The organism is Azospirillum himalayense (genome assembly GCF_042657465.1).
In the GTDB taxonomy this organism is placed as follows: domain Bacteria; phylum Pseudomonadota; class Alphaproteobacteria; order Azospirillales; family Azospirillaceae; genus Azospirillum; species Azospirillum himalayense.
The window spans coordinates 233,119-251,618 of the sequence record NZ_JBHSLC010000021.1; the positions used below are offsets into that span (position 1 = coordinate 233,119).

Sequence of the window (18,500 nt, forward strand, 5' to 3'; positions counted from 1 at the left end):
CCAATAGGGTTGGCCGGCGAGTGCGCCGGACCGCCCTCGCGACGAACAGGGGGAACCGCATGGCCACGACCATCTCCGGGCTTGAGATCCTGGGTCCGATCACGCCGGGCTTCGAGACGATCCTGACGCCGGAGGCGCTGGCCTTCCTGGCGGAGCTGGAGGGGCGGTTCGGGTCGGAGCGGTTGCGCCTGCTCGACGTGCGGACCAAGCGGCGGGCGCTGATCGACCAGGGCCACAGGCCGGACTTCCTGCCGGAAACCCGCGCCATCCGCGAGGCCGACTGGACCATCGCGCCGCTGCCGCACGACCTGCTCGATCGCCGGGTGGAGATCACCGGGCCGGTGGACCGCAAGATGGTCATCAACGCGCTGAATTCCGGCGCGAAGGTCTTCATGGCGGATTTCGAGGATTCGAACTGCCCGTCCTGGGCCAACCTGATCGAGGGGCAGGTCAACCTGCGCGACGCCGTGCGCCGGACCATCGCCTTCGACGATCCGGTGTCGGGCAAGAAGTACCGGCTGAACGACAAGACCGCCGTCCTCAAGGTCCGCCCGCGCGGCTGGCATCTGGCGGAGAAGCACGTCCGATTCGACGGCGAACCGGTGTCCGGCGCGCTGTTCGACTTCGCCCTCTACGCCTTCCACAACGCGCGGGAGCTGCTGGCCCACGGCTCCGGCCCCTACTTCTACCTGCCGAAGCTGGAAAGCCATTTCGAGGCGCGGCTGTGGAACGAGGTGTTTTCGGTCGCCGAGGATTATCTCAAGATCCCGCACGGCTCGATCAAGGCCACGGTGCTGGTGGAAACCATCCTGGCCGCCTTCGAGATGGACGAGATCCTCTACGAGCTGCGCGACCATTCCGCCGGGCTGAACTGCGGGCGCTGGGACTACATCTTCAGCTTCATCAAGACCTTCCGCAACGACCCCGCCGCCGTCCTGCCCGACCGGGCGGAGGTGACGATGGCGACGCCCTTCCTGCAGTCCTACAGCCTGCTGGCCGTCAGGACCTGCCACCGCCGCGGCGCCCCGGCCATCGGCGGCATGGCCGCCTACATCCCGGTGAAGGACGACCCCGCGGCCAACGAGGTCGCCTTCTCCAAGGTCCGCGCCGACAAGGAACGGGAGGTGTCCAACGGCCATGACGGCACCTGGGTGGCCCACCCCGGCCTCGTCCCCGTCGCGCGGGAGGTCTTCGACGCCTACATGCGCAAGCCCAACCAGATCGACCGCAAGCGCGCCGACGTCAGCGTGACCGCCGCCGACCTGCTGGCCGTGCCGGAGGGGCCGAAGACGGAGCGCGGCCTGCGCAACAACGTGGCCGTCGCCATCGGCTATCTGGAGGCGTGGCTGCGCGGCATCGGTTGCGTGCCGCTGTTCAACCTGATGGAGGACGCCGCCACCGCCGAGATCAGCCGCACCCAGCTCTGGCAGTGGGTCCACCACGGCGCCGCGCTGGACGACGGACGCCCGGTGACCATGGAACTGGTGGACGACACCATCGCCGAGGAGCTGGCCGCCTGGAAGGCCTGCGTCGGCGACCGCGCCTTCGACCGGGGCTTGTACGAGGAGGCCGCGGTGATGCTCCGCGACCTCGTGGAGCGCGACGACTTCGTGGATTTCCTGACCCTGCCGGCCTACGACCGCATCGTCGCGCAGGGGGCGTGAGGCCCCCACCCTAACCCTCCCCCGCTGCGCAGGGGAGGGGACTGCCGCCGCTTCGCGATCATCTCCCTCCCCTGCGCAGCGGGGGAGGGCCGGGGTGGGGGCAACACTCAGGCGCGTTACCAGCCTGCCCGACCGGCTTGGCAAAAGGCGGGGGCTTCGCCATGTTCGCTGGCCCGTCCGCGTCCTGAGCCAGAGGTTCCGTTCTCGTGTCCACCCCCTCCACCGTCCCGCCGGCCTTGCGCGGGGCCGAATCGCTTGCGCTTCTGCTCCTGGTCGGCGGGTTGATCGGGGTGATCTTTCCGGTCACCAAGATCGCGCAGGCGGCCGGCGTGCCGCCGCTGCCCTGGGCCTTCTCCATGATGCTGGGCGCCGGCGTGATCCTGGCCGGGCTGGCGCGTTTCAAACGGCAACCGATGCCCCTGACCGGGCGGTATCTGCGCTACTTCGCGGTGTCGGGGCTGCTGTCCATGGCGCTGCCCAACGTGGTGCTGTTCTTCGTCATGCCCTGGCTGGGGGCCGGGCTGTCGGCGGTGGTCTACACGCTGCCGCCGATCCTGACGCTGCTGATGGCCGTGGCGGTGCGGATCGAAACGCCTGACCGCGGACGGGTGGCGGGCATCCTGCTGGGATTCGTCGGGGCGCTGATGATCGTCGGGCCGCGCGGCAGCCTGCCCTCGCCCGATCTGGCGGGCTGGATGGCGCTGGCCTTCGTCATGCCGGCCGCGGTCGCGGCGGGCAACGTCTACCGCACCGTGGCCTGGCCGCCGGGCGGGCAGCCGGTGGCGCTGGCGGCGGGGACCATGCTGGGCGGGGCGGGCTGGGTCCTGCTGGCGCTGCTCGCAACCGGGGCTGTGGCGGACCTGCCGGCGCTGGGTCTCGCACCGTGGCTTGCCCTGCTCCAGATCGCGGTGACGGCGCTGACCTATGTGCTGTATTTTCGGCTCCAGGTGGTCGCCGGGCCGGTCTATCTCAGCCAGATCGGCTACGTGGCGACCTCCGTCGGGCTGGGCACCGGGACGCTGCTGTTCGGCGAGCGCTATTCCCCCTGGGTGTGGGGCGGGGCGGCGGTGATCGGCCTGGGCGTGCTTCTGGTCAGTTTTGGCCGGCGATTCGCGCGATAAGCTGTGGCATCGCCGCCGCGCACCGTGGTACCAAGGCCGGTCCGCGACGTCCGCGTCCTATCCTATTCGGTCCGTGATCCTTCCGGCATGCAAACCTTCCTGGAATTCGAAAAGCCGATCGCCGAGCTTGAAGGCAAGATCGAGGAACTGCGCCACCTGACCAACGCCGGCGACATCAACATCGCCGACGAAGTGACGAAGCTGCAGACCAAGGTCGACAAGCTCCTCCGGCAGACCTACGCGAAGCTCACCCCGGCGCAGAAGGTGCAGGTGGCCCGCCACCCCAACCGTCCGCACTGTCTGGACTATGTGAAGGGGCTGATCGACGACTTCACGCCGCTGGCCGGCGATCGCGGCTTTGCTGAAGACCGCGCGGTCATCGGCGGGCTGGGCCGCTTCCGCGGCCGCTCGGTCGTGGTGATCGGGCAGGAGAAGGGCCACGACACCGAGACGCGCGTGCGCCACAACTTCGGCATGGCCAAGCCCGAGGGCTACCGCAAGGCCCAGCGCCTGATGGACCTCGCCGACCGCTTCAATCTGCCGGTCGTCTCGCTGGTCGACACCGCCGGCGCCTTCCCCGGCGTCCAGGCGGAGGAGCGCGGCCAGGCCGAGGCCATCGCCAAGAGCATCGAGCGCTGCCTGCGCCTGTCCGTGCCCATGGTGGCCGCGGTGATCGGCGAGGGCGGCTCCGGCGGCGCCATCGCCATCGCGACGGCCGACCGGGTTCTGATGCTGGAGCACGCCATCTACTCCGTCATCTCGCCGGAGGGCTGCGCGTCGATCCTGTGGCGCAACCCCGACATGGCCGGCGAGGCCGCCGTCGCGCTGCGCCTGATCAGCCACGACCTCAAGGAACTCGGCGTCATCGACCGCGTGGTGAGCGAGCCGATCGGCGGCGCCCACCGCGACCCGGCGGAGACCATCAAGGCGCTGGGCGACGCCATCGAGGAGTCGCTGGGCGATCTCGACGGGCTGGACGGCGCGGCGGTCCGCGCCCAGCGCCGCCAGAAGTTCCTCGACATGGGCCAGAAGGGCCTGGGGTAAGACGCCATGGCCGCCGCGCCGGAGACCCGTCCCTCCAAGACCCGTCTTCTGCGTCTGGCGGCCACCGTCAACCTCGCCGCGGTGGTCGTGGCGCTCTGGCCCTGTGGCTGCTGCTGCCGCTGTTCGCACCGCCGCCCGGCGTCGCCGATCCGGGGGCGCGCATGGCCTTCTGGGGGCGGCTCGCCCTGTGGCCGGCGCTGCTGCTGTTCCTGACGGTGGGCGGGGTGCTGGTCGCCCGCGCCCGCTCCGTCGCCCTGAACCCCATCGACGATGCCGAGTCGCGCTTCTACCGGGTCAGCCAGCGCGTGCTGAGCAACACGGTGGAGCAGACGCTGATCTTCGTGCCCGCCCTGGCGGCGCTGGTGGCGCAGATGCCGCTGCCCGACCTCGGCTTCGCCCAACTGGCGACCGCGCTGTTCGTGCTGGGCCGCCTGCTGTTCTGGACCGGCTACCTGATCCACCCCTATGTGCGGGCTCCGGGCATGGCGGTCACGCTGACCGTCAACCTCGTCGTGCTGGGCTGGGCGCTGGTGCTCGCTGTCGTTTAGAGCCTCCCTTTTTTCACACCTCGTCTCCTCGGCGCGTCGGGCTTATGGCATAGGTTGCCTTGTGCCTTTCGACCGTTGGAGATGCCATGAAACTCCTGTCACGCTGCTCGTCTCTGCTTCAGGTCGCGCTGTCCGCGGTGCTTCTGCTGAGCGCGGTGCTCGAACTGTTCGACACCATGCTGGAGGATCTCGTCGGTGTGGAGATCACCACCGCGCACGGCCTGTTCCTTTTCGCCGCCGGCAAGATGCTCAAGGAGTGGCTGGAGGTGCGGAAGGAATATTCCGAAGCACGGGAGAAACTGGGCGGCGCGCGGGGCCGCGACACCGTCTCGTCGCGAGTCGGCTGAGCGTTTCTTACAGCCAGCGCCGCCGCTTGAAGTAGATCATCGGCAGCGTCGCCGACAGGATCATCAGCATCACCGCCAGCGGATAGCCGAAGGTCCAGTCCTTCTCCGGCATGCTCACGAAGTTCATGCCGTAGATGCTGGCGACCAGGGTCGGCGGGAACAGGGTGACCGTCAGGATCGAGACGATCTTGATGATCTCGTTCTGCTCCACGTTGATGCGGCCCAGCGTGGTGTCCAGCAGCAGGCTGACCTTGCCCGACAGGAACTGGGCGTACTCGCCGAGCCCCGTCACGTCCTGCAGGGCGGCGCGCGCCCAGCGCCGGGTCCGCTTGGCCGGGGTCCAGCCTTCGCCGCGGGCCAGGAAGGTCAGCAGGCGGTTGAGCGTCGACAGGCTGACATGGGCCTTGCCGATCAGGTGCCCGGTGTGGCCGATGCGCTTCAGCGTGCGGGTGTCGTCCCGCCGCTCCCCCTTGACCGGCAGGGCGCGCCCGCGGAAGGCGCGGCTGCCCATGGTGTCCAGCTCCAGCCCGACGCGGCGCAGGACGGCGGCGGTGCGCTCCACCACGCCATCCAGCAGGGCGGCCAGGACCGCCTCGGCCGTCAACTCCGCGCCGCCGCTGCGGGTGACGCGGCGGCGGAAGGCCAGGAAGGGCTGCGGATCGACGGCGTGGATGGTGGCGAGCCGCCCGCCGGCCAGGACGAAGCTGACCGGGACGATGCGCGGCTGGTCGGTGTCGGCCCAGACCAGGACGAGCGCCGTCATGTGCACGGCGTCGGGGGTGATGCGCAGGCGGCTCGACTCCTCGATCTCCGCCATCTGCTCCCGAGTCGGCAGCTTGATGCCCATCAGCGCCTCGGCGCGGGCCAGCTCCTCCGGAGTCGGGTTCTGCAGGTCGAGCCAGACGGTCTCGGCGGGCAGCGGGGTGCGGACGCCCTCGCCCTCGCGGGCCCAGCGCAGCCGGTCACCGTCGCAGGCGAAGACGTGGAGCATGGCGGCGGCCCGCCTTAGAGGAGACGGCCGAAGCGGCGCGGCTTGCGCGGCTGGGGCGGCTCGGTGGGGCCGTCGGCTTCCGGAAGATCGAGCGGAGCGCCGTCCTGGCGCAGCGCGTCCTCCAGCTTGCGCCGGAAGGCCCCTCCGTCGTCTTTGGAGTCGAGGAAATGCCCGACGGCTTCCTTTGCCGAATCGCGGTCGTAGGGGACCTTGCCGAAGACCGACAGCTTGGCGCGCTCCAGCAGCTTCGGGTCCATCCGTTCGCGGATGGCCTTCATCTGGCGGAGCAGGTCCTTGCGCACGTCGGACATGGCTGGTCCCCTTCGCTTAACCCGGTCACTCGCGGCCGATCATCGTGCCGGCCCCGCCCTCGGTGAAGATCTCCAGCAGCAGGGCGTGCGGCACCCGGCCGTCCAGGATGACGGCGGCGTCCACGCCCTGTTCGACGGCGTCGATGCAGGTCTCGATCTTCGGGATCATCCCGCCGGTGGCGGTGCCGTCGGCGATGGCGGCGCGCGCCTGGTCCAGCGACATGCGCGGCACCAGCTCCTTGTTCTTGTCCAGAACGCCGGCCACGTCGGTCAGCAGGAAGAAGCGGGTGGCGCCCAGCGCCGAGGCGACGGCGCCCGCCGCGGTGTCGGCGTTGATGTTGTAGGTGTCGCCGTTGCGGTCGAAGCCGATGGGGGCGATGACCGGGATGATGTCCGACTGGGCCAGCGACGTGAGGATCTGCGGGTTCACCTGATAGGGCTCGCCGACGAAGCCGAGGTCCAGCACCTTCTCGATGTTGCTGTCCGGGTCGCGCTGGGTGCGGCGAAGCTTGCGCGCGGTGATCAGGCTGCCATCCTTGCCCGACAGGCCGACGGCGCGGCCGCCCGCGTTGTTGATGGCGGCGACGATCTGCTTGTTGATGGAGCCGGCCAGCACCATCTCGACCACCTCGACCGTCTCCTTGTCGGTGACGCGCAGGCCGTCGATGAAGCTGGACTTGATGGCCAGCCGCTGCAGCATCTGGCCGATCTGCGGGCCGCCGCCGTGCACGACCACGGGGTTGATGCCGACCTGCTTCAGCAGGACGATGTCGCGGGCGAACTTTTCCGCCAGGCTGTCGTCACCCATGGCGTGGCCGCCGTACTTGATGACGAAGGTGCGCCCGGCATAGCGGCGCATGTAGGGCAGGGCTTCGGACAGGGTGCGGGCCTTGGCGAGCCACTCGTCGCGGGTCGTGTTCTGCACGGGATGGAGCCGTTCGTCGGGGTGGGCCAATCGGGTGAGATTCCGCCGACTCTTTAACGGAAAGCGCCGGGGGTGCCTAGGGGGCTTTTTCAGGGGTGTGCCGCGTCCGGGAACCCTTGCCGCGCCCGGCGGTTCGCTCGGGGTGGGATGAACCGCAAAGGACGGTGCCATGAACGACCGCATCATGCCGACGCCGCGCAACCCCTTCGCCGAGGCCCACAAGGCCGAGATGGAGGAGACCGCCCGGCGGGCCGAGGAGATCTACGGCTCCCCCGACGCCCAGGAGGTGACGGAGACCAACAAGGCGCTGAAGGAGCAGGCCCGCGGGGGTGGAAAGACCGGGTCGGAGGGGCCGGGCGCCGATCCCGTGGTGACCGGGAACGTGCGCAAGCCCGGCTGAGGGAACTCGGTGGCGGGTCAGGACGCGCCGGCGTGGCCCGCCCGGCGGCCGGCGATCCGTCCGGCCAGCAGCGTCATCGGCTGGGTCAGCGCGGTGACCACCACCGCCATCAGCACCATGGCGGAGAAGCAGGCCTCCGACAGCACCCCGGCCTCCAGCAGGATGGTCAGGACGATGACCTCCATCAGCCCCTTGCAGGACATCAGCGTGCCGAGCCGCCAGGAATCGGCGGCGCTCTCGCCCGACAGCCGGGCGGGCAGGGCGGTGCCCAGGACCTTGCCGAGGATGGTCGCCACCGTCGCCAGCGCGAAGACCCACCATTGCGCCGAGGCGGCGAGGTCGAGATTGACCTTCAGACCGGTCAGGGTGAAGAAGAAGGGCAGCAGGATCAGCGTGGCGAAATGCTCCAGCCGGTCCAGGATGGCCGCCGCCAGCCGCCGCGGCATCACCGTGCCGGCGACGAAGGCGCCCAGGATGTAGTGCAGCCCGATCAGCTCCGTCACCGCGGCGGAACCGAGCAGGGCGGCGCAGGTGACCACCACCACCATGTCGCCGACCGCTCCGTCCGGGGCGATACGGTTCATCAGCCGGGTCAGCAGGGGGCGGGCGAACAGCTCCGTCGCGGCGAGATAGGCGAAGCCGAGGACGGCGATCTGCGCCACCCCGGCGAAGCCGCCGCTTCCCCCTGCCGCCAGGGCCAGCACGGCGGTGATGAGAAGCCACAGCAGCGCGTCGTTGACCGCCGCGTAGCCCAGCGCCAGCCGCCCGACCCGCTCGCCGATCAGCCCCATCTCGCGCAGGATGGCCCCCAGCACCGGCAGGGCGGTCACCCCGACGCAGATGCCGAACCCCGCGGCGAACAGCAGCGGGTCGGCCTTCGGCCCGGCTATTTCGGGAAAGGCGCCGACGATCCACCAGCCGAGCCCCCCGCCGAGCAGCGTCGGCACCAGCATGCTCGACAGGCTGACCCCGACGAAGGCGCGCCCGCGGCCCTTGAACTCCTCCAGATCGAGGTGCAGCCCGGTCAGGAAGGCGAAGAAGACCACGGCGAGCAGGGCCAGCCCGGAGAGCGGCGCCAGCGACTCCCTGGCGAACAGCGGTTGCCAGAGCTCCGCGGCGGCCTGCCCGAGAACCGACGGGCCGAGCGCGATCCCGAACAGGATCTGGATGACCACCATCGGGGCCACATGCTTCAGGCCGGACAACCGCCACAGCAGGAACGGACCGGCGATCAGCAGGATGGCCTGGAGGAGGAACAGCAGGGCCGGCGTCAGCTCGACGGGCATCGGGTCATCCCAGGCTGGCGAGCTGGGCGAGGCTGGCCCGCAGCTCGGCGATGCCCTGACCCTTCTCGGCGCTGGTGGCATGGATCTCCGGGAAGGCGGCCGGGTGTTTCTTGATGGCCGCCACGGTGCGCTTGCTCACCTCGGCCAGCTCCTGCGACCGCACCTTGTCCGACTTGGTCAGGACGACGACGTAGGGAACCGCCGCCTGATCGAGCATCGTCATGATCTCCTCGTCGTTGGGCTTCAGCCCGTGGCGCGAATCGACCAGCACCAGCGCCCGGCGCAGCGTGACGCGGCCGCGCAGGAAGCGGCGGACCATGTCGTTCCAGATCTCGATCTTCTCCTTCGACTCCTTGGCGTAGCCGTAGCCGGGCATGTCGACCAGCTTCAGCCGGTTGCCGAGGTTGAAGAAGTTGAGCTGCTGGGTGCGGCCCGGCGTGTTGGAGGTGCGGGCCAGCGTCTTGCGCCCGGTCAGCGCGTTGACGAGGCTGGACTTGCCGACGTTGGACCGCCCGGCGAAGGCGACCTCCGGCAGGTCGGCCTCCGGCAGCTGCTCCGCCGTCTGGGCGCCCCAGATGAAATCGCATTCCTTGGCGAACAGAAGCCGCCCCGCTTCCAGGGCCTCCTCGTCGAAACCGGAGATCGGGGAGTTGCTGGAAGAGGTCATGGACGGCGCTTTCGAAAGACACGGGGTACGGATGATCGTGACCGGCCCAAAACATAACCGCCGGCAAACGCCCGTCAAGAGAGGCGCTTGCCGGCGGTCGATGCCCTGAAAACAGACAGGGAAATCAGGGAAGCCGGGTATCAGATGGGAAGGACCCTCAGGTCACCTTCACACCGTCCTGCCGCATGATGATCCACTGCTGGGCGATGGACAGGGTGTTGTTCCAGGCCCAGTAGATCACCAGACCAGCCGGGAAGCTGGCGAGCATGAAGGTGAAGATGATCGGCAGGAACTGGAACACCTTCTGCTGCACCGGATCGGGTGGTGCCGGGTTCAGCTTCTGCTGGAAGTACATGGTGATGCCCATGATGATCGGCCACAGGCCCAGCATCAGGATGTGCGGCGGCTGCCACGGGATCAGACCGAACAGGTTGAAGATGGTGGTCGGATCGGGCGCGGACAGATCGTGGATCCAGCCGAAGAACGGCGCGTGCCGCATTTCGATGGTCACGAACAGCACCTTGTACAGCGCGAAGAAGACCGGGATCTGGATCAGGATCGGCAGGCAGCCCGACACCGGCGAGACCTTCTCGCGCTTGTAGAGCGCCATCATCTCCTGGTTCAGGCGGACCTTGTCGTCGCCGAAGCGGTCGCGCAGCTCCATCATCTTGGGCTGCAGCTTCTTCATCTTGGCCATCGCGTGATAGGACTTGTTGGCCAGCGGGAAGAAGGCCGCCTTGACGATCACGGTGAAGACCAGGATGGCGATGCCGAAGTTGCCGAACAGGCGGCCCAGCAGGTCCAGCCCGTAGAAGAACGGCTTGGTCAGGAAGTAGAACCAGCCGAAGTCGATCGCCAGATCGAAGTTGGCGATGCCCAGCTTGTCCGAATAGTCGTCGAGCAGGCGGACCTGCTTGGCGCCGGCGAACAGGCGGTCGGTCAGCTCAATGGTGGCGCCGGGGGCGACCTCCACGGCCTTGCCGAGCGTGTCGACCTGATAGCGGTCGGCGGCGCCGGGGGCGGAGTGGACGAAGCGGGCGGTGATCGGGGCCTTCTGGTCGGGGACCAGCGAGACCAGCCAGTACTTGTCGGTGATGCCGATCCAGCCGCCGGTCGACTGGGCGGAGATGGTGCCGGCCTTGCGCAGGTCGTCGTACTTGTGCTCGTTCAGCTTGCCGTCGAAGACGCCGAGCGGGCCCTCATGCAGGATGTAGTAGCCGTCGGTGTGCGGCGTGCCGGCGCGGCTGACCAGGCTGTAGGGCAGCAGGCTGACCGGGGCGGAGCCGGTGTTGCGCACCTTCTGGGTGATCGTGAACATGAAGTTCGGATCGACCGCGATGGTGCGCTCGAACACCAGCCCGTTGCCGTTGTCCCAGGTCAGGACCAGCGGCTGGTCCGGCGTCAGCGCGGTGCCGGCGGCGGTCCAGCGGGTGTCGGCGCCGGGAACCGGCTGCGACTTGTCCTCCGGAACCCAGCCGAACTCGGCGTAATAGGCCTCGGGCGTGCCGGCGGGGGCCAGCAGGACGATTTCCGGGCTCTTGGGATCGGGGGTGACGCGGTAGTCGGCCAGCGTCAGGTCGTCGATGCGGCCCCCAACCAGATTGACCGATCCGTGCAGCGACGGCGTGTTGATCTTGACGCGCGTTCCGGCGGCCATCTGCTCGGCGAGCAGGCCGGCGCGGTCGCGGACCGTGGCGGGAGCCGCCGTGCCGGGCACCGAACCGGGAGCGGCGCCCGGAGCGGGAGCGGCGCCGGGAGTGACCGACTGCTCCGTCTGGGCGGCCTGCTGCGCAGCCTGCTGCTGCTTCACCCGGGGTCCATCGTAGAAATACTGGAATCCCAGGAGGATGGCGATCGACAGAGCGATCGCGAGGATGAGGTTGCGTTGATCGGTCATGGCATCCCGGTTGCCGTGGGCCTTCTGTTAAGAAGGGGGCCGAACGCCGGTTTTCAGGCCGGCATGCGAATTGCTGCATCGATGCGCCGATTCGTCCGGCCCGTGCGAACAGCGGGTGGACCGCCCCGGTTCGGGCACGGGATCATATCCCCACCCGCCCCAGGGATGGCAGCGCAGAAGCCTCCGGACGGTCAGCCAACTGCCCCGGATCGCTCCGTGCTTAGATAGCGCATCCAGCGCATAGTTTGAACAGGTCGGCTGAAATCGGCAGTGCCACCCGATGAAGGGCGACAGGGTCCACTGATAACCGACCACGAGCGCGCGCAGAAAATAGGCGAGCGGGCTCACGCGCCGGCCTCCCCGCCGCCGGAACCGTTTCCGGTCCCGCCGTTGGAAGCGACGGCGTTTGGCCCGCCATTCACCTCGTTCCTGGACGCGTCACTCTTGGAGACTTCGCTCTTAGAGATGTCGCGCCACAGACCGAGGCGTTTCAGCGCCGCGATCAGATCGCCCACCAGCTCCGTCCACGGCCGTTCGGCCGTCGCGGCGCGGGCCACCAGCACGAAATCGTGACCGGGGGCCGCGTGGGCGATCAGAATTTGGCGGGCCGCTTCGCGAAGGCGGCGGCGTGCGCGATTGCGCACGACCGCGTTCCCCACTTTGCGGCTCGCCGTCAGGCCAAGACGAATCGGCGGCTCGCCAGGGGCGGGCCGCTGCCGTTCGTCGTGTCGGCGCACCTGCAGGATAAGGCCGGGAGCCACATGCTTGCGCCGTGTACCGGCCACGGCCAGAAACTCCGGCCGCCGCTTCAGGCGCCCGACCCTGGGGTCCGGCGCCGCCATGCGTATCAGGCGCTCAGGACACTGCGGCCCTTGGCGCGACGGCGGGCAATCACCTTGCGGCCACCGACGGTCGCCATGCGGGCGCGGAAGCCATGCCGGCGCTTGCGCACGATTTTGCTGGGCTGGAACGTGCGTTTCACGGCACCATACTCCTCGATCTCAGGGCAAAAAATGAGCCCCGCTGTATAGAGGTACCGACCCCCGGAGTCAATCACGCGCTGCCACCCAAGCGTGGGAAATATTCTCCGTTCGGATGGGCAGAGGCAAGAAGGGTGGCGCAAAGGAGGGTGAAAAGGGGTAGGGCCCTGCCTCCCTTGCCGTGCAGCGTGTTTACCCCCTGACATTCGCGAAAGGTCCGGGGGAAGTCGGCATGCTGCACCGGCGGCAATTCATCGTGTCCAAAAACACCCACGCGCTCCGTCCGGAGTGGGTGAGCCGTGACATCGGCGGGCTCGTCCTGTCCCATTGTCCCGACCTGCCGGTCCGCCGCGTACTGGGCGCCGACAAGACGGTCTGGCACCTGCTTGGGCTTCCCGTGCAGACCGATCCGGCGCGTCCCGACCCGGTGGAGGCGCTGGCCGCGTCGCGCGCCGGGGACATCGCGGAGCTGTGCCGCTCCTGGACGGGGCGCTGGCTGCTGCTCAACAACCGCGCGGTCCATCTCGACACCGGCGGGACGCTCGGCTGCTTCTACGGAATGGTGGACGGCGCGCTGACGCTCACCTCCAGCGCCGGGGTGATGGCGGAACTGCTGGGCGAGGAGGCGAGCTTCCGCCGCCCGCTGGCGCACGAGGCCGGGCTGGACTGGTACCCGCTGCCCGGCTCGGGGCTGGCGGGGGTGCGCCGGCTGCTGCCGACCCAGGTGCTCGACCCCGCCCGCCCGATGGACGATCCGGGCTTCCTGACCTTCCGCCGGCCCTTTCCGGCGGTTCCGCCGGGCTTTTCCGATTCGCTGGCCTATGAGCGGATGGAATCGATCCTGGTCACCGCCATCCGCAACCTGCACCGGACCCTGGCGGGGCCGGAGGGTGGCAACCGCCCGCTGATGCTCCAGCTCACCGCCGGCTACGACACACGGCTGCTGCTGGCCGCGGCGCAGAAGGCCGAGGTGCCCTTCGCCACCTTCACCTTCGACCACCGCGACCTGACGCCGGGCGACCGCAAGCTGCCGCCGAAGCTGGCCCGGCTGGCCGGGGTGGAGCATCACCTGATCCCTTGTCCGCCGCTGGACGCCCAGCGCGCGCGGGACTACGCCGCCCACACCGGCGGGCACACCGCGGCGATGGATGGCGAGTTCTACGCCAACGGCGCCTGGGACGGCGTGCCGGAGGGCGCGGTGGTGCTGCACGGCGGCGTCTTCGAGGTGGCGCGCTGCTTCTACTGGGCTCAGATCCCGCCGGGCCTCGCCGCGGACGGCGAGGACACCGCCGCCCGGATCTTCGACGCCTTCCGCGGCAAACTCTACAACCCGCCGTCCCATTGCGAGGCGCTGCGCGAGTGGCTGGCCTGGGTGGTCAAGACCCCGGACGTCCTGCCGGGTGGTACGATGGACCTGCGCGACCGCTTCTATCTGGAGCAGCGGGTGGCCGGCTGGCTGTCGGCCATCGATCAGGGGGTGGACCTGACCGGGCGGCAGCTCTTCCAGGTCGGCAACTGCGCCGACTTCCTGGCGATTGCCCTGGCCATGCCGGTGGATGTCCGCCGCTCCAGCCAGCATCAGGCGGAGCTGATCCGCCGCATGGCTCCCGATCTGCTGAGCGAGCCGATCAACCCGCCGCAGCCCGCCGTGCTGCGCCAACTGCGCAAGCTGCCGCGCCGCCTGAACAAGCTGCGCACGGCGATCGGGCACCATTTGGCGCGGACGTCGGCTTAGACGATGGATTTAAGGGGAAGTGCGGTGGATGCCGGCCTGCCCCCTCCCTAGCCCTCCCCCGCTTTGAAGGGGAGGGGAATTGGGTGCGGCCGTTTTGGACAGGTGCAGCCAGCGGCGGTAGGCGTCCTCGCTCACGGGGGCGCGGTGCTTCAGGCCGATGCGCAGGATCTCCGGCAGGGCCAGCAGAACCTTCAGGTCGGTCAGCCGCGGGCCGTGGCGCAGGTTCTTCCAGCTGTTGCCGATCCAGCTCCGCGCGAAGCGCCAGGGCAGCAGGCCGGCGGGGCAGCGGGCCACCTCGCGGATCAGGTCGTTGCGGTGGTTGTAGAAGCGCTCCAGCCCCGGCTTGCGGCCCTTCTCGCTCTTGTCGTGATAGACCATGATTTCGGGCAGGGCGACCACCCGGTGGCCGGCGCCGATCAGCCGCAGGCAGCGGTCCTTCTCCTCCCCCTGGCGGTACAGCTCCGGCATGTAGAGGCCGACGGCGGCGACCGCGCTGCGGCGCAGCAGATGGCCGCAGCCGACGTACCAGGGCGCGTCGAAAGGATCGGCCTGCGGCGGGAAATAGACCAGCCCGTCGCGTGTCTCGATGTTGCAGGCCACCGCCGCCACGTCCGCGTGCGTTTCCATGTAGGCCACCGCGCGGGCCAAGCCGTCCGGCTCGGCGAACCAGGAATCGTCGTCCACCGACAGCACATAGTCGCCCGCCGTGTTCACGAAGCCGAAGTTGCGGGCGTAGATCAGCCCGGCGTTGTGCGGCAGCCGGACGTAGCGGACGGTGGGGAACTCCCCCCGCACCATGGCGTCGGTGCCGTCCGTGGACCCGTCGTCCACCACCAGGATCTCCGCGACGGGGTGCGTCTGGGCAAGCAGGCGGGACAGCGCGGTGCGCAGCTCCGGCGCGCGGTTGAAGGTGGCGATGACGGCGCTGACGCTGGGCATCAGGCGACCTCGCTGGAGGAGGACGGGGCGGCGCGCGGCCGCTCGGGCAGGGGTAGCCGGACCGGCGGGCGCTTCAGCTCCTCCGGATACTCGTCGCGCAGACCGGAGAGGTAGCTGTCCAGGAAGACCCGCAGCCCCCGGAAATCCCGGTTCACCAGATAATGGGCGGTGTATTTGGCGATCATCCGCGGAATCACCCCGGCCTTCTCGTAGTTGGCGTGGATGTAGCCCATGTTGCGGAAGAAATGCGGCGCCCGGTCGGCCCGCATCGTCTCCACCGTGCCCAGCCGGCCGCCCAGCACCTTGTGCTCCGTCCGCGACATGCCGGGATGGATGTGGAGGGCCTTCACCGCCGTGCCGACCGTCAGCCCGGCGCGGCGGGCGCGCAGGGTGAACTCGTACTCGTCGCCCCAGATGAACATCTCGCGCTTCACGTTGCCGATCCGCTCGAACACCGCCCGCCCGATCAGCGTGCCGTTGAACAGGGCTATGGTGCCCGGCACCAGCCCGTCCACCGCCCGCGCCATCAGGCTGTCCGGGTCGCGGGTGCCCTGCATGGGAAAGGCCAGGGTGGAGCGGTCCTCCGCCGCCAGCACCAGCGGGCCGACCATGGACAGGCCGTGGTGCCGCGCCTGGGCCAGCAGCTCGGCCAGCGCGCCCGGCTGCGGGATGCCGTCGTCGTCGGTGCTCCAGATCCAGCGGGCGCCGAGGCCGAGCGCCGTTTCGAAGGCGGTGTGGTAGGCGCCGGCGGACCCGCAGTTGGCCTGCCGCACCACCACCAGCGCGTCGTCCCGCTCCTCCGCCTGCGCGGCCAGCCATTCCGGCGTGCCGTCGCTGGAGCCGCTGTCCACCACGACCAGCCGCTCCGGTCGCGGCTGCTGCCCGAGGATCGCCGCAACGCAGGTGGCCAGAAGCGGCAGGCGGTTGTGGGTGACGACGATCGCCACGACGCCGTGGGCGACGCTCGTCGGGACGGTGTCCGCCGTAAATTGGTCCTGTGCCATGGCTGGGCGGTTCCTCCTGGTCCTGTCCATCAGTCGGTTTGGGTGCGCGTGGGGGTGCAGTCGCCCTGGCCCGGCCGGCAAGGCAGGATGGCGACGTCGGGCGAGGGGTCGGTGGCGCCGGACAGCACGCCCAGCCGCCCCAGCGTGCGGGCGACCGTGCGCGCCGCGTAGAGCTGCCCCTCCAGCCCCCAGCGGCTGCCGTTGGGCGCGTAGAGGTCGCGCACCCCGCCGGCGGCCAGCGCCGTCAGGCCGGAGGCCAGCGGCACCGCCTGGAGCGTCGGATCGGCGGCCATGACCTCGTCCACCGCGGACCGCTGGGGCGGCGGATCGAGCAGGAAATCGGCGTAGACCGTGCCCTTGTCCGGGGCGATCAGCAGCAGGAAGCGCGTCACCCCGTTGGCCTCCACCGCGTCCTGGATCGCGCGCAGCCCGGCGCGGCGCTCCTCCAGCAGGCGGTGGTCGGTGCGCCAGGGCTGGAAATCCTCCGCGCGGAAGAGGGTGGTCGTCGCGGCGGCGGAGCTGAACAGGCCTGCGTAGGACAGGGCCCGCTCCTCCACCGGGCCACCGGTCACGTTCAGCAGCGCGCGCGGCAGCGCCTTGACCAGCAGGTCCAGCGCGTGGCCGATGGGCGGCGGGTTCCAGGCCTGCGCGCGGGCGCGCTCCATGGCGCGCGGCTGGCGGTTGAGGGGCTCGACGGCGAGGGGGCGCAACGTCGCCACCCCATGGGGGCGGGGGGCGGTGACGGTGGACAGCTTCAGCCCGCCGACGGACTCCCCCAGGCCGCGCTCCGATAACTGCAGGATGACCACGCGCGGCGGGCGCTCCCGGAAGTCGGGGGAGGCCAGATAGGCGGCCAGCGGCGCGGCGCCCGCGGGCCGCACGCCGACGGTCAGGCCGGTCAGGTTGCGCAGATGGTCGGTCCAGTAACGGCCATAGCGCCCGTGGCGCTCCTCCGCTTCGGGCTGGGAGAAGCCGTCGCCGAACACCAGCACGTCGTAGGAAGCGCCGGGCCGCGCCGCCTCGGCCAGCGGCGGCACGAAGATCGCCTGGGATGTTCTGGGGCCGAAGCGGTTCTCCGCATAGCCGCCCAAATCCGTCAGGTCGCCGTCGGGCGGATCCAGCGCGAAGGCCAGCGGCAGGACCAGGGCCAGGGCCAGGGCCAGCCCGCGCAGAAGGATCCTGTCCAGCCCGCCCCTCACCGGTCGCCTCACGCCCGGTCCGCGGGGAACCGGAAGCCCGGCATACGGAAGCCCGACATACGGAAGACGGACATGCGGCTCTGTGCGAGCCGCGACCCGGCGGAGTCGCCGATCCACAGGCGCAGCGCCTTGGTCGCGCCGATCCACAGCAGGATGGGCAGCAGCGAGAAGAAGCCGAACTTGACGATGGTGATGTTGCCGTCGCGGTACCATTGCAGCGACAGCGGGATGAAGGCGCAATAGAACAGCACCGCGTAGCGGTTGGTGAAGCCCGACTCCCAGAACCAGCGGTGCAGCCGGCCGAGGATCAGCCCGACCACCACCATGGTGACGATCACCCCGATCCACCCCGCGCTCATCCAGCCGTCGCCGGCCAGCGAGGTGGTCAGGTTGGAGAAATTGCCGAAATCGTGCAGCGACACCCATTTGACCGGCGCGCCGATGGGCTTGTCCGGCCACAGCATGCGCGGGATCGGCTCGGTGAAGAGCTGGAGATACTGGGTGAACCAGGTGTAGGTGCCCGACTGCTGCGGCACCGCCCACAGGATGAAGGCCAGGAAGTCGAAGTTGGCGATGTCCTGGTTCGACACGCTCTCGACGAAGGAACCCTCGCCGCCCTGGAAGATGCTGAACAGCTTGCCCGGATTCTCGGTGCCGGCCAGCACGCCGCGCAGGAAGTCGCGGTTGTTGCCCAGCGTGTGGAACAGCAGCAGCACCGGCAGGCCGCAGGCGAGCTGCCACCAGCGGAACCACTTGGTGCGCGTGTGGTAGAGGATCAGCAGCACCATGCCCAGCACGCCCATGATGATCGCCCAGCGCCCCCAGCCCAGATAGGCGCGGTAGCTGACGAAGGCGATGAAGGGGATAAAGGACAGCGGGTGGAAGCGGCTGACCCAGATGATGCCCAGCGTCAGCGGCAGGCCCATCGAATGAGCCTCGGCGATGTAGCCGGTTGTGTTGACGTAGACCGGCTGGCCGGTCAGCGGGTCGCGCTCCATCTGCACGTCGCCGGTACCGGTGAAGTCGGCGCCGTCCTGGCGCAGGATCGCCGAATAGATGGCCAGCGGCCCCAGCGCCACCACAGTCAAAGCGAAGGCGGTGATGTCCAGCCGGTCGAAGGTGAAGGTGGGCGCCCGGCTGAAGTCCGGCTTCACCCGCCCCGCCCAGCCGCAGGCGATGGAGAAGACGATCAGGGCGACCGAACTGACCGTCAGCGACTTCACGAACTCCGCGGCACTCGGCCAGTAGCCCATGAACAGCCAGGCGTTGTCGATGCCGAAGCCGTGGACCAGCAGCGGGCGGATCACGAAGACCAGCGTGTGGAAGATCAGATAGTAGGTCAGCGGGTGGAACATCGACGCGGTGCCGGTGCTCAGGAAGGCCACGATGACCAGGGCCACCACCAGCACCTGCGCGATCAACGCCGTTTCGATCATACCGGA

Annotated in this window: 20 protein-coding genes; 7 read left to right on the top strand and 13 right to left on the bottom strand. The window is 69.4% G+C overall.

Annotated features, from left to right (window positions below):
- The first annotated feature begins 59 nt into the window (after window positions 1–59).
- From aceB to ACFPMG_RS13000, 5 genes are all read left to right on the top strand, one after another.
- Window positions 60–1,664 carry a malate synthase A gene (gene aceB, locus ACFPMG_RS12980; protein WP_376995533.1) on the top strand — a complete coding sequence of 535 codons (1,605 nt, stop codon included), beginning with the start codon at window positions 60–62 and terminating at the stop codon, window positions 1,662–1,664.
- 206 nt (window positions 1,665–1,870) lie between these two features.
- Window positions 1,871–2,785, top strand: a complete 915-nt coding sequence (locus ACFPMG_RS12985) for a DMT family transporter (RefSeq protein WP_376995534.1) — start codon at window positions 1,871–1,873, stop codon at window positions 2,783–2,785.
- 87 nt (window positions 2,786–2,872) lie between these two features.
- Complete coding sequence (locus ACFPMG_RS12990; protein ID WP_376995535.1) at window positions 2,873–3,829, top strand: acetyl-CoA carboxylase carboxyltransferase subunit alpha; 957 nt, start codon at window positions 2,873–2,875, stop codon at window positions 3,827–3,829.
- A gap of 161 nt (window positions 3,830–3,990) precedes the next feature.
- Window positions 3,991–4,377, top strand: a complete 387-nt coding sequence (locus tag ACFPMG_RS12995) for an MAPEG family protein (RefSeq protein WP_376995536.1) — start codon at window positions 3,991–3,993, stop codon at window positions 4,375–4,377.
- An 86-nt stretch (window positions 4,378–4,463) separates the two neighbouring features.
- Window positions 4,464–4,724, top strand: coding sequence for a hypothetical protein (locus ACFPMG_RS13000; RefSeq protein WP_376995537.1), 261 nt, complete (start codon window positions 4,464–4,466; stop codon window positions 4,722–4,724).
- 7 nt (window positions 4,725–4,731) lie between these two features.
- Here the strand turns inward: ACFPMG_RS13000 and ACFPMG_RS13005 are convergent, their stop codons facing one another.
- The 3 genes from ACFPMG_RS13005 to argB are packed head-to-tail and all read right to left on the bottom strand — an operon-like array spanning window position 4,732 to window position 6,951.
- Window positions 4,732–5,715, bottom strand: a complete 984-nt coding sequence (locus tag ACFPMG_RS13005) for a magnesium transporter CorA family protein (RefSeq protein ID WP_376995538.1) — start codon at window positions 5,713–5,715, stop codon at window positions 4,732–4,734.
- 14 nt (window positions 5,716–5,729) lie between these two features.
- Window positions 5,730–6,026: a hypothetical protein gene (locus ACFPMG_RS13010; RefSeq protein WP_376995539.1), complete on the bottom strand. Its 297-nt coding sequence runs from the start codon at window positions 6,024–6,026 to the stop codon at window positions 5,730–5,732.
- 25 nt (window positions 6,027–6,051) lie between these two features.
- Window positions 6,052–6,951: an acetylglutamate kinase gene (gene argB / locus ACFPMG_RS13015; RefSeq protein ID WP_145625606.1), complete on the bottom strand. Its 900-nt coding sequence runs from the start codon at window positions 6,949–6,951 to the stop codon at window positions 6,052–6,054.
- A 169-nt stretch (window positions 6,952–7,120) separates the two neighbouring features.
- Here argB and ACFPMG_RS13020 point away from each other — a divergent pair, with 169 nt between their 5' ends.
- A complete protein-coding gene (locus ACFPMG_RS13020) occupies window positions 7,121–7,351 on the top strand; it encodes a hypothetical protein (RefSeq protein WP_376995540.1) in 231 nt (76 codons plus the stop codon).
- A 17-nt stretch (window positions 7,352–7,368) separates the two neighbouring features.
- Here ACFPMG_RS13020 and ACFPMG_RS13025 read toward each other — a convergent pair whose 3' ends face one another.
- The 6 genes from ACFPMG_RS13025 to rpmH all read right to left on the bottom strand — a co-directional run bounded on the left by ACFPMG_RS13025 (window position 7,369) and on the right by rpmH (window position 12,183).
- Window positions 7,369–8,637 (bottom strand): cation:proton antiporter, encoded by a 1,269-nt coding sequence (locus ACFPMG_RS13025; protein WP_376995541.1) that lies wholly within the window; start codon window positions 8,635–8,637, stop codon window positions 7,369–7,371.
- Between the two features lie 4 nt (window positions 8,638–8,641).
- Entirely contained in the window at window positions 8,642–9,304 is a 663-nt protein-coding gene (gene yihA / locus ACFPMG_RS13030) for a ribosome biogenesis GTP-binding protein YihA/YsxC (RefSeq protein ID WP_145674882.1), read from the bottom strand.
- A 157-nt stretch (window positions 9,305–9,461) separates the two neighbouring features.
- Window positions 9,462–11,201, bottom strand: a complete 1,740-nt coding sequence (yidC, locus tag ACFPMG_RS13035; protein WP_376995542.1) for a membrane protein insertase YidC — start codon at window positions 11,199–11,201, stop codon at window positions 9,462–9,464.
- A 27-nt stretch (window positions 11,202–11,228) separates the two neighbouring features.
- On the bottom strand, window positions 11,229–11,549 hold the full coding sequence (yidD, locus tag ACFPMG_RS13040; protein ID WP_014239278.1) for a membrane protein insertion efficiency factor YidD: 321 nt from the start codon (window positions 11,547–11,549) through the stop codon (window positions 11,229–11,231).
- Window positions 11,546–12,043: a ribonuclease P protein component gene (gene rnpA, locus ACFPMG_RS13045; RefSeq protein WP_376995543.1), complete on the bottom strand. Its 498-nt coding sequence runs from the start codon at window positions 12,041–12,043 to the stop codon at window positions 11,546–11,548. Before rnpA ends, yidD begins: the two co-directional genes overlap by 4 nt.
- A 5-nt stretch (window positions 12,044–12,048) precedes the next feature.
- Entirely contained in the window at window positions 12,049–12,183 is a 135-nt protein-coding gene (gene rpmH, locus ACFPMG_RS13050) for a 50S ribosomal protein L34 (RefSeq protein WP_014239280.1), read from the bottom strand.
- Between the two features lie 230 nt (window positions 12,184–12,413).
- Between rpmH and ACFPMG_RS13055 the strand changes: the two genes are divergently transcribed.
- Window positions 12,414–13,916 (top strand): asparagine synthetase B family protein, encoded by a 1,503-nt coding sequence (locus ACFPMG_RS13055; protein WP_376995544.1) that lies wholly within the window; start codon window positions 12,414–12,416, stop codon window positions 13,914–13,916.
- A gap of 9 nt (window positions 13,917–13,925) precedes the next feature.
- Here the strand turns inward: ACFPMG_RS13055 and ACFPMG_RS13060 are convergent, their stop codons facing one another.
- Genes ACFPMG_RS13060 through ACFPMG_RS13075 form a run of 4 tightly spaced genes read right to left on the bottom strand, consistent with a single transcriptional unit; the run spans window position 13,926 to window position 18,494 of the window.
- The gene (locus tag ACFPMG_RS13060) at window positions 13,926–14,855 is read right to left on the bottom strand and encodes a glycosyltransferase family 2 protein (protein WP_376995545.1); all 930 of its coding nucleotides are present in this window, start codon (window positions 14,853–14,855) and stop codon (window positions 13,926–13,928) included.
- Entirely contained in the window at window positions 14,855–15,859 is a 1,005-nt protein-coding gene (locus ACFPMG_RS13065; RefSeq protein ID WP_376995546.1) for a glycosyltransferase, read from the bottom strand. The genes ACFPMG_RS13060 and ACFPMG_RS13065 overlap by 1 nt, the downstream gene beginning before the upstream one ends.
- Before the next feature lie 29 nt (window positions 15,860–15,888).
- Complete coding sequence (locus tag ACFPMG_RS13070; RefSeq protein ID WP_376995547.1) at window positions 15,889–17,058, bottom strand: alginate O-acetyltransferase AlgX-related protein; 1,170 nt, start codon at window positions 17,056–17,058, stop codon at window positions 15,889–15,891.
- Window positions 17,059–17,066: 8 nt separating this feature from the next.
- Window positions 17,067–18,494 carry a hypothetical protein gene (locus ACFPMG_RS13075; RefSeq protein ID WP_376995548.1) on the bottom strand — a complete coding sequence of 476 codons (1,428 nt, stop codon included), beginning with the start codon at window positions 18,492–18,494 and terminating at the stop codon, window positions 17,067–17,069.
- Window positions 18,495–18,500 lie beyond the last annotated feature (6 nt).